The organism is Enterobacter sp. RHBSTW-00901, assembly GCF_014103115.1.
GTDB lineage: Bacteria > Pseudomonadota > Gammaproteobacteria > Enterobacterales > Enterobacteriaceae > Enterobacter > Enterobacter cloacae_P.
On record NZ_JABXPB010000001.1, the window covers coordinates 3527201 to 3539808 of the forward strand.

The 12608-nt window shown below is 53.3% G+C and carries 16 protein-coding genes; 6 read left to right on the forward strand and 10 right to left on the reverse strand.

Going from position 1 to position 12608, the window contains the following annotated elements; translation table 11 throughout:
• Positions 1-33 precede the first annotated feature (33 nt).
• From tnpA to HV318_RS17025, 4 genes are read left to right on the forward strand one after another with little or no spacing between them, the layout of a single operon-like run.
• The gene (tnpA, locus tag HV318_RS17010) at positions 34-447 is read left to right on the forward strand and encodes an IS66-like element accessory protein TnpA (RefSeq protein ID WP_182271313.1); all 414 of its coding nucleotides are present in this window, start codon (positions 34-36) and stop codon (positions 445-447) included.
• The gene (gene tnpB / locus HV318_RS17015) at positions 444-794 is read left to right on the forward strand and encodes an IS66 family insertion sequence element accessory protein TnpB (protein WP_135699773.1); all 351 of its coding nucleotides are present in this window, start codon (positions 444-446) and stop codon (positions 792-794) included. The genes tnpA and tnpB overlap by 4 nt, the downstream gene beginning before the upstream one ends.
• Before the next feature lie 30 nt (positions 795-824).
• Complete coding sequence (gene tnpC / locus HV318_RS17020) at positions 825-2417, forward strand: IS66 family transposase (protein ID WP_182271314.1); 1593 nt, start codon at positions 825-827, stop codon at positions 2415-2417.
• A gap of 6 nt (positions 2418-2423) precedes the next feature.
• The gene (locus tag HV318_RS17025; RefSeq protein WP_275943689.1) at positions 2424-2804 is read left to right on the forward strand and encodes a methyl-accepting chemotaxis protein; all 381 of its coding nucleotides are present in this window, start codon (positions 2424-2426) and stop codon (positions 2802-2804) included.
• Between the two features lie 63 nt (positions 2805-2867).
• On the opposite strand, the gene HV318_RS17030 is transcribed toward HV318_RS17025, so the two are convergent.
• The 9 genes from HV318_RS17030 to HV318_RS17070 form a co-directional block, all read right to left on the reverse strand.
• Positions 2868-3377 carry a GNAT family N-acetyltransferase gene (locus HV318_RS17030; RefSeq protein WP_182273634.1) on the reverse strand — a complete coding sequence of 170 codons (510 nt, stop codon included), beginning with the start codon at positions 3375-3377 and terminating at the stop codon, positions 2868-2870.
• 14 nt (positions 3378-3391) lie between these two features.
• Positions 3392-5683: a phosphatidylglycerol--membrane-oligosaccharide glycerophosphotransferase gene (opgB, locus tag HV318_RS17035; protein WP_182273635.1), complete on the reverse strand. Its 2292-nt coding sequence runs from the start codon at positions 5681-5683 to the stop codon at positions 3392-3394.
• A 269-nt stretch (positions 5684-5952) separates the two neighbouring features.
• Positions 5953-6435 carry a YjjA family protein gene (locus tag HV318_RS17040; protein WP_182273636.1) on the reverse strand — a complete coding sequence of 161 codons (483 nt, stop codon included), beginning with the start codon at positions 6433-6435 and terminating at the stop codon, positions 5953-5955.
• Between the two features lie 85 nt (positions 6436-6520).
• Positions 6521-7258 carry a replicative helicase loader DnaC gene (dnaC, locus tag HV318_RS17045; protein ID WP_182273637.1) on the reverse strand — a complete coding sequence of 246 codons (738 nt, stop codon included), beginning with the start codon at positions 7256-7258 and terminating at the stop codon, positions 6521-6523.
• On the reverse strand, positions 7255-7800 hold the full coding sequence (dnaT, locus tag HV318_RS17050) for a primosomal protein DnaT (RefSeq protein ID WP_182273638.1): 546 nt from the start codon (positions 7798-7800) through the stop codon (positions 7255-7257). Before dnaT ends, dnaC begins: the two co-directional genes overlap by 4 nt.
• Positions 7801-7936: 136 nt before the next feature.
• The gene (locus HV318_RS17055; RefSeq protein WP_023310299.1) at positions 7937-8365 is read right to left on the reverse strand and encodes an organic hydroperoxide resistance protein; all 429 of its coding nucleotides are present in this window, start codon (positions 8363-8365) and stop codon (positions 7937-7939) included.
• Positions 8366-8449: 84 nt separating this feature from the next.
• Positions 8450-8902 carry a MarR family winged helix-turn-helix transcriptional regulator gene (locus HV318_RS17060; RefSeq protein WP_182273639.1) on the reverse strand — a complete coding sequence of 151 codons (453 nt, stop codon included), beginning with the start codon at positions 8900-8902 and terminating at the stop codon, positions 8450-8452.
• Between the two features lie 113 nt (positions 8903-9015).
• Positions 9016-9489, reverse strand: coding sequence for a threonine/serine exporter (locus HV318_RS17065; protein WP_182273640.1), 474 nt, complete (start codon positions 9487-9489; stop codon positions 9016-9018).
• Complete coding sequence (locus HV318_RS17070; RefSeq protein ID WP_182273641.1) at positions 9480-10256, reverse strand: threonine/serine exporter family protein; 777 nt, start codon at positions 10254-10256, stop codon at positions 9480-9482. The genes HV318_RS17065 and HV318_RS17070 overlap by 10 nt, the downstream gene beginning before the upstream one ends.
• Before the next feature lie 405 nt (positions 10257-10661).
• Between HV318_RS17070 and HV318_RS17075 the strand changes: the two genes are divergently transcribed.
• Positions 10662-11399, forward strand: a complete 738-nt coding sequence (locus HV318_RS17075) for a helix-turn-helix transcriptional regulator (RefSeq protein WP_182273642.1) — start codon at positions 10662-10664, stop codon at positions 11397-11399.
• A complete protein-coding gene (gene bglJ, locus HV318_RS17080; RefSeq protein WP_182274622.1) occupies positions 11396-12031 on the forward strand; it encodes a DNA-binding transcriptional activator BglJ in 636 nt (211 codons plus the stop codon). The genes HV318_RS17075 and bglJ overlap by 4 nt, the downstream gene beginning before the upstream one ends.
• Positions 12032-12069: 38 nt before the next feature.
• On the opposite strand, the gene HV318_RS17085 is transcribed toward bglJ, so the two are convergent.
• Positions 12070-12528 (reverse strand): YbaK/EbsC family protein, encoded by a 459-nt coding sequence (locus tag HV318_RS17085; RefSeq protein ID WP_182273643.1) that lies wholly within the window; start codon positions 12526-12528, stop codon positions 12070-12072.
• Positions 12529-12608 lie beyond the last annotated feature (80 nt).

The window sequence follows — 12608 nt, forward strand, 5'->3', positions numbered from 1 at the left end:
AGACGCCCACCTGTTACAGACGGACATCTAAGTATGGAATCCCAATCCTGGCGAAAAGAACCCCGTAAAAATTATCCCAATGACTTCAAGCTTCGTATGGTCGAACTGGCCTCCCGCCCCGGTGCCTGCGTTGCTCAGATTGCCCGTGAAAACGGCGTCAATGATAACGTCATCTTCAAATGGCTTCGGCTCTGGCAGGATGAAGGCCGCATATCACGTCGCCTCCCGGCAACGGTCGAAGCTTCACCATCACCGATGATGCTGCCTGTCGAAGTGATACCTAACCCAGCGCCAACAGGTGAGACGAACACAGCTCCGGATCAGCTCTCAACGTTGAATGCCACCTCCTGTTGTGTTGAGTTCCGTCACAGCAAAATGACGCTTGAGAACCCGTCACCAGAGTTGCTTGCCGTGCTGCTTCGTGAGCTGACCGGGAGAAGCCAGTGATATCCCTTCCGTCAGGCACCCGTATCTGGCTGGTTGCCGGGGTCACCGATATGCGAAAATCGTTCAATGGTCTGGGCGAGTTAGTACAGCATGCCCTTGAGGAAAACCCCTTCTCCGGTCACCTGTTTATCTTCCGTGGCCGCAAAGGCGATACCGTGAAGATCCTCTGGGCTGATGCTGACGGCCTGTGCCTGTTTACCAAACGGCTGGAAGAAGGCCAGTTCATCTGGCCTGCTGTACGCGATGGCAAAATCGCCATCACCCGCTCACAACTCGCCATGCTCCTCGATAAGCTGGACTGGCGTCAGCCAAAAACAGCCCGCCTTAACTCACTGACAATGTTGTAAAAAGAGCATGACCGCATTATAAATGGGGTCATGAGTCAGGACTATCTCGCCCGTATCGCCGCGCTGGAAGACGCGCTTCGCCAGAAAGACAGTCAGCTCAGCCTCGTTGCAGAGACTGAGTCGTTCCTGCGTTCGGCGCTGGCGCGCGCCGAAGAGAAAATCGAGAACGAAGAACGCGAAATAGAGCATCTGCGCGCACAGATAGAAAAACTGCGGCGGATGCTGTTCGGTACCCGCTCCGAAAAACTTCGCCGACAGGTTGAAGATGCAGAAGCCCTGCTGAAACAGCAGGAACAGCAAAGCGATCTCTACAACGGACGGGAAGACGATCCGCAGGTTCCGCGTCAGCTTCGCCAGTCTCGTCACCGCCGACCTCTCCCTGAACATCTTCCTCGCGAGATCCATCGTCTGGAGCCAGCAGAAACCTGCTGTCCGGGTTGCGGTAGTGATATGGCCTGGCTCAGTGAAGTCAGCGCGGAACAGCTGGAGCTGGTATCCAGCGCCCTGAAAGTGATCCGCACGGTCAGGGTGAAAAAGGCCTGCACCCGATGCGACTGTATCGTTGAAGCCTCAGCACCATCACGCCCCATCGATCGGGGTATCGCCGGGCCGGGTCTGCTGGCCCGCGTGTTAACGGCCAAATACTGCGAACACCTGCCGCTCTATCGCCAGTGCGAAATCTTTGCCCGCCAGGGCGTGGATCTGAGCCGGGCTCTGCTCTCCAACTGGGTGGATACGTGTTGCCGGTTGATGGCACCGCTGGATGAAGCCCTTTATCGCTACGTGATGGACTGCCGCAAACTGCATACGGATGACACCCCGGTGCCGGTGCTGGCACCGGGCAGAAAGAAGACGAAAACCGGGCGCATCTGGACGTATGTGCGTGATGATCGGAACGCTGGATCGTCAGACCCGCCAGCGGCGTGGTTCGCCTTCTCCCCGGACCGACAGGGGAAACATCCTCAGCAACATCTTCGCCATTATCATGGTGTGCTGCAGGCGGATGCCTTCGCAGGCTACGATCGGTTGTTCAGCGCAGAGCGTGATGGTGGTCCGTTAACAGAAGCCGCATGTTGGGCCCACGCGCGCCGCAAAATCCACGACGTCTATATAAGTACTCAGACGGCCACAGCAGAAGAAGCCCTGAAACGTATCGGCGAGCTGTACGCGGTGGAAGAGGAAATACGCGGCCTCCCGACAGCAAAGCGACTGGCAGCCAGGCAATCCCAAAGCAAGCCACTGCTGGCATCCCTGCATGACTGGTTGGTGGAAAAAAGCGCAACGCTGTCGAAAAAATCCCGGCTGGGTGAGGCGTTCGCATATGCCCTGAACCAGTGGGATGCGCTGTGCTACTACTGTGATGATGGCCTGGCAGAAGCTGATAACAACGCCGCTGAGCGGGCATTACGTGCAGTATGTCTGGGAAAGAAAAACTATATCTTCTTCGGCAGCGATCATGGCGGCGAGCGCGGAGCCCTGCTGTATGGTCTCATCGGAACATGCAGGCTCAATGGTATCGATCCGGAAGCCTACCTTCGTCATATCCTGAGCGTACTGCCGGAGTGGCCCAGCAACAAAGTGGCGGAACTGCTGCCATGGAACGTAGATCTCACCAATAAATAATCGTCAATACGGCGCTCACTTAACGCTTACGAAAGCGCCGGTGAAACGATGGGTGAAATCGTCAATGCGGTGACCCGCGTGACTGACATCATGGGTGAAATCGCCTCTGCCTCTGACGAGCAGAGCCGCGGTATTGACCAGGTGGGTCTGGCGGTGGCTGAGATGGATCGCGTGACCCAGCAGAACGCCTCGCTGGTGGAAGAGTCCGCCGCTGCTGCGGCAGCGCTGGAAGAGCAGGCGAGCCGTCTGACGCAGGCCGTTGCGGTATTCCGCATTCAGCAGGAGCAGATGAAAGCGCGCGAGCTTGCCTCAGCGAAAACCGTTGCCCCGGTCATGGCGCGTAAAGCGGCAACGGCCGATGCGGGCGATAACTGGGAAACGTTCTAATTCTGTCTGTTGTGCCGGGGGGCGGTTGCGCCTGACCCGGCCGATGGTTCGGTTTTTTAGCGCCTAAATAAGATGCCAGCGCATGGCACAGCGAGAGTCATACGCTAATCCGTGCGCGGCTTCTTCCTCTCTTTTCTGACGCAGCTCTGGCGTTAATTCTGTGACTATTTCAAACCCCAGCCGCGAATAAAACGGCGCATTCCACGGTACGTCACGGAAGGTGGTCAGCGTGAGCGACGTCAGCCCCAGTTTGCGAGCCTGCTCAACAGCACAGGCGATAAGCTGCCGACCCACACCTTTTCTCTGCCAGTCCAGGTGAACCGAGAGTTCCACAATAAACAGCGATGTGGGATGTATCTCCGCGAGGATGAAACCAACCGGCTTATCCCCGACCAGCGCCAGCCAGCTCATCCCTTGTTCGATACAGGCCAGATGACGTTCTGCTGAAATGGCAGGGCTGTCGGCAAGCCATGCCAGCGCAGGAATCTCACGAAAGCGCTGGCCTGCGGCGCGCTCAATGGCGGGCAGGGCAGCGACATCGTGAAATGTTGCAGGTCGAACGGTCATTTTCATGGTGTACAGATCCATCAGCCCGCGCTGCTCACGATTTTAATTTCAACCATTCCGATCCCAAGCTGTCGCGGTGAGTGGCCGAGGATATTGCCTTCGTTAGTGGATTGCGGATCTGGCGGCACAATCACCAGGGTCTTGCTGCGCGATGGGTTATCGAAATGCAGCGTGGTGGTGGTGACGTTGTTTCCGAGCGTTAACGTTTGTTCTTGATTGCCCACGCGTACCGGAATGGGCTGGTTTGCGTTCGGCCCAAAGGCTTTCGCCGTGATCACCAGATCGAATTTTTCCGGCAGAGGATGGGTGTACTCAATTTTCACCTCATCGCCCAGTTGTGCGTTGGACCAGCGTCCCCAGGATTCGGGGCGGGAGATGCCGCTGAACTGCTTCACCTCTTCCGGGGCTCCGGCCACGTTGAAGATGAAGCTGTCGGCCTTGTAGCGGATATCGTTGTCGACGATTTTCAGCATGTCGACGTTACGCTGGTAGCGCGCGGTATCAATAACCGTATCCTTAAACGCGGTTTTACTTTTCCACTGTGCTTTGTCGACGCGCTGGACAGTCTGTTCCCCCCCGAGCTGCCCCTGAGAAACACACCAGTCGGTAGAAAGCGCCAGCGGCTGCGACCAGAGCTGGCCCATTTTGTAGCATTTGTCGACCCAGACAAAGTTATCGCGCGGGGCGAAATCGGCCAGCTGGAAACGCAGCGGCGCGGAGTATTCGCTTTCCGGCAGCGGCTCGACCCGGTTATCCGACACGCGCAGCAGTAGCGGCAAGCGGAAATGGCTACCGGAGAACGCGATCATGCTTTTATCCTGATCGATGGTGAAGTCTTTCATCTCTTTCGGGAAATTCCACAGCCGGATGATATCCGGTTTCCATGCGAGGATTTTTTCCTTCATGTTGAGGAACACTTCTGACAACGATTGTCCCGACAGCGTGCTGCGGCCAAGACCGATAAAGTTATCTCCCCCCAGGATATCCAGCACGGTGGCTCCGTTATCCATTGAGTTGCGTTTGGTGGCAATTACCTCCTGTTGTGGGTGATCGCCGCGCAGAACGAAGAACAGGTTGGTGCGATCCTGTTTGTTAAGGGCATCCCATGCGCTGTTTTTCATCGCCAGGTGGTCAGAAGAGACAACAATTACCGTGTTTTTAAAATACGGTGAGGCTTTGATTTTCCCGACTAATGCAGCGATATGCTCCTGGCTGCAGGCCACGGCGCTGAAGGATTTATTACTCTTACCGTCAATGGCGTAGTTTTTACGCTTACAGGTGCGTGAAACGAATCCGTCAGGATGGTGGGTATCCACGGTCAGGGCAAAGAGCGAGAAGCGTTTGCCGGAGCGAGACAGCTCCTCGAATTTCTTCCAGGTTTCGTCCAGCACCGTATCATCGTAGAAGCCCCAGTCGTTACGATAATTCGGATCGGCGACCGTGGTTTTTAACTCTTCTGAACCATACAGATAGTCAAAACCGTGCGATTTCAGGAACACGTCTTTTCCGGCAAAGCGCAGGTTGGCACCTTGTACAAAATAGTTTTCGTAGCCGGAGTTCTTCAGGATATCGCCAAGACAGATATTCTGCGGGAAGAAGCTCGACATCGAGGCCGAAGCATTGCCTTCAAATGGCGCAAAAAGCGGGATACCGCACTGTGAGGCGACCATGCCGGCGATGGTGTAATCAGTACCGGGTAATTGCATGGTGTGGCTAAAGTCGAGACCGTCGTTTTTCAGCGCGCCCAGCTCCGGCGTGAGGTTCGGGAAGGCATCGTCATCAAAATACGTGCGTTCCAGACTCTCGCCGTAGATATAGACCAGGTTGAGCTTCGGGTGGTCTATCTTTTTCGATGGCTCTTTGTAATACGCCACGAAATCCGGATCGCCGTCGCGCGACTGGGATTTTACCAGCTCGGTTATCTGGTGAAATGCCGGGCTGGCGTCGACGGAGGCCAGCGCAAGGAAAAGCGCCAGCAGGCTGTAGCCATGATGATGAGGACGATGCCGACGGCGGCGCAGTACCCAGGTGAGAGTCCCAAAAATGGCAACCAGCGCCAGGACGACTCCCAGACCTGGAAGTATGTACTTACTGACACCCGCACCGGTCAGGCTGTTGGTCAGGGTATAGAGCACCGCATCGTTAATACCGTCTCCGGTAAAATAATTACTGGCGTACAGGGTAATGTTTAAAACAATGAAAATACCGAGTACCCCCAGCGTGACGACAAACCACCAGGTGTTACGGCCCGCTTTCCAGGCGTAAACGCCGATGGAAGCCAGGAAAAGGAATAGGGACACTAACTCTGACAACAAGTTATCCTCATCACGCCAGGATCTTAGCTGGCTAACTGTTCATGTTTTGGTAGTACAATGTAATTACGATGTTGTTAAGCTGCAATTTTAGTGTCACTAAAGCATGCAGTTGTTAGGAATTGGTTTATAAAATCGCTTTTTTGAAGGCGGTCGCATCCTGACATATGGACGCTGAGACGGTGGCAGGTGGTAAAAACGCTCAGTTGACGCCGCGTTGCAAGACTATCGTAATAAACGCGGCGTGTTGTGGCAGAAAATGGGGTGGATCAGGAGATGAAATTAATGCCCTGTTTCAGTACCAGATCGCAGGCTTTGGTTTTCACCTGTTTCGCCAGCGAGGAGTTGCCGATAGTGCTCAGGTTAAGCTGCTGCCCGTTTTGCGCATTGAGCAGGCCCTGAATACCATCCATATAGCTGGTGTCCTGTTTCTGTTCCTGGGTATCCAGACCCAGTTTACCCAGCACCTGGTTTTTCACGTTTTGTGCGTCGGTCACGGAGGCCAGTTTTTGCTTCGCACAATACTCCAGAATACCCGCGGCGTTATTCATTGTGCCCGCGCTCAGCCCCTGAGTGCTGCCACCTAACAGGCTGGTGAGGGAAGACGCTGACAGACCGCCCTGAGAACTGCTGCTCTCTTTGGTGAGTTCGTTCGCGGCACTGGTCAGAGAATCCTGCCATGATGCAGCCTGCACCGCGCCGGTAACCAGCAGTGCGCCTAACAGTGTGCTGAAAAGAAAAGTTTTTTTCATAGTGGCTTACTCAAAAAAGGTCCGTTTCGGGCCGAAAGTGGCTCCAGTATATACCTTCGGGTCACCTGCATTTCCTGGAAATATCCTAATACTCTTTGCCGGTGACGCGGCTGCGATAACTTTCCCAGTCAAAGATGACATACAGACTGTTGCCGAGCTTCATGCGATCCATCACGCGTTCGCCCAGTAAGCGGGTCATCTCGTCGATATTGTGGTTCGTCAGCATGCCGGTTGGGCGTTTGGAAGAGGAGCGGCGATCGACAATCTGGTTAATGATCACTTTTTCATAGCGTGATTCAGTCTGGACGCCAATTTCGTCGATGACCAGTAAATCGACGTTGCTCAGATCGTTAAGCAGCTGTTCTTCGCTGGTTTCACGGTTGCTGAAGGTGTCTTTCATGGCGGACATAATATCGGCCACGGTGATGATTAATACGGATTTCCCGCGCAGCAGCAGTTCGTTGCAGATGGCGGCGGCAAGGTGGTTTTTCCCGGTGCCTGGCTTGCCGCTAAAGATGAAGCTGGCGATGTTGCCGTCGAATTCATCCACGTACTGACGTGCGGCGGCGAGAGCGTTCATCTGCCCGTTGCTCTCAAGCTTATAGTTATCAAAAGAGCAGTTCTGGTGTAGCGGACGGATACCGGAGCGATTAAAGGTGCGCTGCATTTTCATCGCCCGGTTTTCGCGGGCGAGGGCGGCTGCACGGATCTCACCCTGTTCCTTTTGCCATGCCAGCAGTTCTTCACCCGTGGTAAAGGCGGGTTTTACGTTAGCGGGCATCATTTTTTGCAGACGTTTCATCAGGTCGCCGACGTTTTTCATTTCGCACCTCGGAATCCGTTGGGGATCTGTTTATCCGGTTCTGAAAACGCGTTGATATCGCGCTTAGGTTGCCCGCCGTTGCTGGCGCGGTTGATTTGAAGGCTGCGTGCGAGCTTTTGCTGCCACTGAATATGGGTGAATACTTTGCCTTCTGCCTGCCACCAGGCGGTGAACGCGGCCAGCTCTTCGGGGGTTGCGGGCTGAGTCAGTGCAATGCCCCATAGCGCCGCCTGACGCTGAAAATCGGCGTCCGGCTGCCAGCCCGCGTACAGGGCAAATTTCCCCATCGGGATGGCCACGGGGGCGTGACCCGGTTCGTCAAAGAACTGGTTATCCAGAGTGACATCGCTCGCCGGGCGTGACAACCGCGCTTCAATCTCCAGAAGCTGCGCCAGACGCTCCGGTGTAATTGCATAAAACGCCGGAGCGTTATCGGCAAACACGGCAAGCGTACCGCCTTCGGCATGGGTCAACACGCCACGGGGATCGCGCATAAAGGCATCAATGCCAGCGACGCTGTTGGTCAGGATTCTGGAGGACATAACACTTTCTCTGCTGATAACTACGGGCGTGATATGGGTTTATGGTAGCACAGAGCGGGGGAGGGAATGGAGGGGGAAAGTGCGGGTTGATGCCTCACCCTAACCCTCTCCCACAGGGAGAGGGAATCGGTCTGGATTACGCGATAATGTTCAGCGTTACGTCGATATTACCGCGGGTGGCGTTGGAGTATGGGCAAACAATGTGCGCAGCATCCACCAGTTTTTTGGCTTCAGCAGGATCCATACCTTCGACGTGGATGTTCAGTTTTGCTTCAATACCAAAACCGGTTGGCAGCGGGCCAATCCCCACTTCGCCTTCAATAAAGGCATCTTTTGGCAGAGTGAATTTGTCACGTGCGGCCACAAACTTCATTGCGCCCAGGAAGCAGGCAGAGTAACCCGCAGCAAACAGCTGTTCAGGGTTGGTGACTTCACCGCCCATGCCGCCCATCTCTTTTGGCACACCCAGTTTAACGTCCAGGACGCCATCGGAAGAGGTGGCGCGGCCATCACGGCCTCCGGTTGCTTTGGCTTTGGCAGTGTAGACAACTTTTTCTAAAGACATGGCAGGTTCCTCATCTTACGTTTATGTGCGCTATTAAATAGCGTGCGATATATATGGATAAATAAATACGCGTAAAGTATAGCCTTACGCGTGCTGTAACTGTTGTCGCAAAAGTTCAAGCTGCTGCTTGAGTGCCAGCATGCTGTCAGTGTCACATTGTGCTGCACAGCCCACCGCGTGAGGGACTTCCAGCGCTTGTTGCTGAAGTGCGCGCCCCGCATCACTCAGGGTGACCGCGACCTGACGCTCGTCTTTACGCGAACGATGGCGGTTTATCAGCCCGGCACTTTCCAGACGTTTTAACAAAGGCGTCAGGGTGGCGGAGTCAAGAAACAACCGTTCACCAATGTCCGACACCGTAATGTCATCCTGCTCCCACAGCACCAGCATCACCAGGTATTGCGGGTAGGTCAGGTTTAGCGGTGCCAGCAGTTGCCGGTACAGCTTGTTAAGCGCCAGATTTGCCGAATAGAGGGCAAAACAGAGCTGGTTATCCAGCAGAAGCGCGGTGGTGGTGTCGTTCGTTTTTGCATTCATGGATTGAATATAGGTAGTGCGCGATATAATTGCAAGCGATTTTATTGGTGAGCGCCATTCAGCACCAGGCGGAATGGCGAGATTATCCCCACGGCAGCGAAACAACTCGACTCTCAAACGCGTGGACGTTTGCGGTACAGCCACAAACCGGGGATCGACAGCCCGATGGAGAGCGCTCCAACAATGGAGGATGCCTTAAGAAAGTTGCTCAGCAGGAGGATCATTTGTGGCTCGCTGTAGCCAAAGTGACTGATTTTTACTGCTGAAATCATGGCCGTATAGGCGGAGATGCCCGGGAACATAGGGATAACGGCTGCGACGGTGAACACTTTTGGATGTGCCAGATACCAGCGTGACCACTGAATGCCAATGCTGCCAATCAGCATTGAGGCGATAAATGTCGACCATTCGATGTTAAAGCCCGCCGTCATCATCAACATCCGCGAGCCGTGACCAATAGCACCCAGCAGAGCACACCACGGCAGTGCACGTTGCGGTACGTTAAATACCATCGCAAATCCGACGGCAGGAATGGCGGCCAGGAGCATGTCCTGCGCCAGTGCGAGCAGAAAATCTATCACGCCCATCCGCGTAACCCCCACAGTGTCATTGCCATGACCACACCGATGCAGGTGGCCAGCGTAAGTAAACTGGCGATAGCCCAGCGAGCCAGACCGGTATTGATATGTCCTTTAAACATGTCGGCAACCGCGTTAATTAACGGAAAGCCTGGTACCAGCAGGAGTACGCTGGCGGCCATAGCAATGGTGGGAGTATCGGCAAACTGTGGCAGGCGCAGGAGCAAGCCTGAAACCGTGGTGGCGACAAACGCGGTAATGCAGAAGTTAATTTGTGGGTGCAATTGCCGGTGCGTCAGTAACTGACGGACATACATGGCGAGGCTGCTGGCGAAGAACGTGATGAGTGCGCCGTCCCAGCCACCTTTATTGAGCTTACAAAAACAGGCGCATGACAGTCCCACCATCAGCACAACCAGCCAACGTGGATAGCGTAATGGCCTGATTTGGTTAAACCGTTTCTCAATTTCCTTGAGGTCGAGCAGTTTGTGCTCCGCAAGAATAACGATATGCTGCACCTCCGTCACAACGTGCATATTAATACCGCGATCGTGGTTTTTACGGGTGGAGGTCAGGCACTGACCGTCTTTAATGGTGGTCAGCACAATGGCGTTTGATGAGATAGCGCTTTCAACGCTATCCATACCCATCGCCAGCCCCAGCCGCGTAGAAAGTTCCTCGACCAGCGCGCTTTCCGCTCCATGCTGGAGGAGAAAAAGTCCGCACTGAATACATAGCCGCGTTATCGCACGCTGCATTGACTGATCTGCCTGCATGTATTGCCCTGAAGAGAAGAAAGAATGCTTGCCTGATGGCACTGAATGCTTACTTTTAGCACAAAGAGAGGTGTCTTGTGCTCTGGGTCAGATCAAGGTTTGTGCAAACAGTTGTCACCCGGTTTGCGCCACGGTGCGTGCCTTAATTCATTAATATTGTGAATTCTTTAATCTCAAAATATAAAACATTTATATTAAGTTTTTCTAATTTTATATTTTCGTTATTTTAAGGTTGTTTGAATTAAATTTAGTTGATCTTTATGAGATATTATAACTGTTTTAGACGTTTCTTAATTCAATAACATCTGCCATCTTCTGCGTGTATTAATCAGTTGTGCATTCAGGGGCGAATGTACGTTAAACCTAAAGATTACCCGATAAATGAAAAATGGACACGGAGGGTCTATGTTGCCATTGAATGGTAAACACGGAGTGGTGATTAGCAGGATACCCGTCATGCAAAACGGGTTGGGTAGCGTCATGGCACGTCATTTTCCTGAGTTTGAGCTGACCTACTGCCGCTCACTGCAAGAGTTAACCTTGCTTCAGTTACGCCGTGCTGACGTCATTATTGCTGATGTTTCAGGGTATTACGGCAACCCCCGGGGCTTACTGGAAGAGTATTACGGTTTATTGAACCAATACCGGGGTATTCACTGGATTTTTTTAGTCTCCCGTCCTCTTTATCCGATTGCTGTTGAGCTGCTTATGCGTCCGGAAAGTACGTTACTTTCTGATATGGAGCCGATTGAAGGCGTGATTAACGCTATTCGTGCAGGTAGCGATCGGGCGGAGCGGATAAGCCAGACGTTATTACTGGCAGAATCACCAGGCTCTGAAGATGAAGACGAACACTTTATTGCGCTCACACACTCCGAACGCAAAGTATTGCGCCTGTTAGGTAAAGGTTGGGGAATTAACCAAATTGCCACACTGCTCAAGAAGAGCAACAAAACGATTAGTGCGCAGAAAAATAGTGCGATGCGCCGGTTGTCACTACGTAGTAATGCCGATATGTACGCCTGGATCAGCAGTACACAGGGAATGAGAGAGCTGAGTTTAATGTCAGCCTATGGAGAGTATGAGGAATGGAAAAGACCGTTACAGCAAGACATATCGCTGTCATCGAAAATTGCGCAATGAGTGCGGTTGGGCTGCAGCATCTCTTTGCGATGCCTGAGCTCAGCCATTATCAGTTGCACCTGTTTACCCAGTTCGACAGTTTTAAGGCGGCACTTCCTCACATCTCCTTTTTCTCGGTGATTTATTCACTGTCTGATGCGCGAGAGGAGCGTCGTAACTGTCTGGCCTGTCTGCGGGATCTTGCGTTTACTCATAGTGACATCCAGCGGATTATACTGGCATCTGATGAGATGGAAGCGCGGTTGATTGGCCATCTTTCGCCTTCACGCCTTCATGGCATTATTAGTAAGGCGGTGTCGCTTAGCCACCTGCAGGCGGAGTTGCTTGCGTTGCTAAGTGAAACACATCGAATCAATGACAATGTACTGAACCACTGGTATGTGAGCCAGAGCAGGATGTTAAGCCCAACGGAGCGCGCGATTTTGCGTTATATGTCTTTCGGGTATTCCATCCCTGAAATCGCGACACAGCTTGAACGTAATATTAAAACCATCCGGGCGCATAAGTTTAACGCGATGGTGAAGCTGGGGGTTAATTCAGATGTAGGGCTACTGGACGCGGCGGACATTTTGACTCATCTTCCGGCCAGAGATACTCGAGGCTCTGTGTTAAGCACGCCAGTATTCTCATAACCTGGTGTGGATGCGCCAGATACGCTCTGGCGCAACGATCAAATGCAGACATCGACCCACCTGGCGGATGTCAGCTCAGCCATCCGCTCAGGTGAAATGCGCACAGCACTGTGGATTGCACCGGCAGCGGGGAGCACTTCAGCGTATTGTTTTAAGGAAATATCACAGTACACCGACAGCTGGTTTTCCAGCCCGAACGGGCATACGCCGCCAACAGGATGGCCGGTGATGGTGACCACCTCATCACTACTGAGCATGCGTGCTTTCGCACCAAAGGTGTCTTTCAGTTTTTTGTTATCCAGACGTGCATCACCTTTCGCGACCACCAGAATCACCTCATTTTTGACCTTTAATGACAGCGTCTTGGCAATTTGCCCCGGCTCAACGCGATGGGCAGCCGCGGCCAGTGCAACGGTGGCGGTACTCTGGCTAAGTTCTATGACCTCTATATCCGGAGCGTTGTCGGCAAAAAACTGCTGTACAGACTGCAAACTCATTGTTTCCTCCTGACAAATATCCTGCGTAATCTGTCATAAGAAATTATGCTCTGTAAATATCTCTTAAGTAACAAATATCC

Coding starts and splice junctions, on each gene's coding strand:
- HV318_RS17055 (WP_023310299.1), bottom strand. CDS start 8,365: ATGTCTTTAGAAAAAGTTGTCTACACTGCCAAAGCCAAAGCAACCGGA.
- bglJ (WP_182274622.1), top strand. CDS start 11,396: ATGAGTGCGGTTGGGCTGCAGCATCTCTTTGCGATGCCTGAGCTCAGC.
- tnpC (WP_182271314.1), top strand. CDS start 825: ATGAGTCAGGACTATCTCGCCCGTATCGCCGCGCTGGAAGACGCGCTT.
- HV318_RS17075 (WP_182273642.1), top strand. CDS start 10,662: ATGTTGCCATTGAATGGTAAACACGGAGTGGTGATTAGCAGGATACCC.
- HV318_RS17085 (WP_182273643.1), bottom strand. CDS start 12,528: ATGAGTTTGCAGTCTGTACAGCAGTTTTTTGCCGACAACGCTCCGGAT.
- HV318_RS17060 (WP_182273639.1), bottom strand. CDS start 8,902: ATGAATGCAAAAACGAACGACACCACCACCGCGCTTCTGCTGGATAAC.
- dnaC (WP_182273637.1), bottom strand. CDS start 7,258: ATGAAAAACGTCGGCGACCTGATGAAACGTCTGCAAAAAATGATGCCC.
- HV318_RS17070 (WP_182273641.1), bottom strand. CDS start 10,256: ATGCAGGCAGATCAGTCAATGCAGCGTGCGATAACGCGGCTATGTATT.
- dnaT (WP_182273638.1), bottom strand. CDS start 7,800: ATGTCCTCCAGAATCCTGACCAACAGCGTCGCTGGCATTGATGCCTTT.
- HV318_RS17030 (WP_182273634.1), bottom strand. CDS start 3,377: ATGAAAATGACCGTTCGACCTGCAACATTTCACGATGTCGCTGCCCTG.
- tnpA (WP_182271313.1), top strand. CDS start 34: ATGGAATCCCAATCCTGGCGAAAAGAACCCCGTAAAAATTATCCCAAT.
- HV318_RS17040 (WP_182273636.1), bottom strand. CDS start 6,435: ATGAAAAAAACTTTTCTTTTCAGCACACTGTTAGGCGCACTGCTGGTT.
- HV318_RS17065 (WP_182273640.1), bottom strand. CDS start 9,489: ATGGGCGTGATAGATTTTCTGCTCGCACTGGCGCAGGACATGCTCCTG.